The following is a 1016-nucleotide window of genomic DNA, read 5'->3' on the forward strand; positions in this document are numbered from 1 at the left end:
TATTCAGTTCCCTGAGTACCTTGCCGGCATCAAAGCTGTTTTGCAATGTGCCGCTGCTGGCTGCTACCTGCTCTGTGGTGGTGCTGGTCTTGAGGTTGGCAATATCTTGCTGCTGCGCTGCCGAATTGGTGATTTGCACATTATCACGGCATCAAATTATGAAATAAATAATCAGCTATTTTCATAAATTAAACCATGTTTTCACAAATTGCACTTCCCTTTATTTTCCTTTGGATCTTGAGTTCCGCATTCTGCCGGCCAAAGTCGGCGATATCCTTTGTTTTCCATACATGCATCAAATTTTCTTGCTTTATCAAAATCAAAAATCATTTCTTGTCCATTTTTTGAGCCCACTGCGCTCATCAGAGATTCGTCTCCATATTTTGCACCGCACGCAACAGCATCGTTCCAGCGCTGCTTCGCATTCGTTCTTCCAAGACTATTCTCTTTTTGTCTAGTTGCTATAGCTGGCCAAGGCGTGCCTTTCTGCATTACACCGCAACTTACCACAGGCATTGGCGTCCAACAACCATTGCATCCAAAAAGTACGGCAATAGAGACTACACAAGCAAACGCCTTTAAAAAAAAATTCATGTCACTTACCTTTGAATCTCACAATAACTTGCAGTACATCAGGCGATATTAGATCTGAAAGTGCAAACGGTGCGGCAGCGGGGATCGCCAATATAGTTGTCACATTTGAACCGATGTTATCTACTGTAGTTCTGCCTCGCGTGGTATTACCTTGAATATCGTACCACCCCCACATCTGACCTCCCAAAAAGTCATGAACCCCTGCAAAACTCTCGACGATCGCATCCGAGATGCTCTTTGGTTGATAGGTAATTTTTTCCCCCATAGGAAAGTACCACCCGCCTTGTACCGCCTGAAAGCCGCCCGTAAGGCCATATAGAGTTGAGGCATCTGAATTTTTCGACGCATCTATTGCTTCTGACAAAGTCCTTAATTGATCGCTTGGCTTGTATTCAAGTAGTCCATTAGCTACAGCAACAATA

2 protein-coding genes are annotated in these 1016 nt (G+C 44.1%); both read right to left on the reverse strand.

All coding sequences use genetic code 11. From position 1 onward, the window contains the following. Positions 1 to 201: 201 nt before the first annotated feature. A complete protein-coding gene (locus ACP2WS_RS11245; protein ID WP_426460847.1) occupies positions 202 to 594 on the reverse strand; it encodes a hypothetical protein in 393 nt (130 codons plus the stop codon). A 1-nt stretch (position 595) separates the two neighbouring features. After that, on the reverse strand, positions 596 to 1016 hold a 421-nt coding region (locus ACP2WS_RS11250; protein ID WP_426460848.1), incomplete at its 5' end, for a hypothetical protein.

Origin of the sequence: Brachymonas moutaii (nom. illeg.) (assembly GCF_049977365.1) — a bacterium.
Lineage (GTDB): Bacteria > Pseudomonadota > Gammaproteobacteria > Burkholderiales > Burkholderiaceae_C > Brachymonas.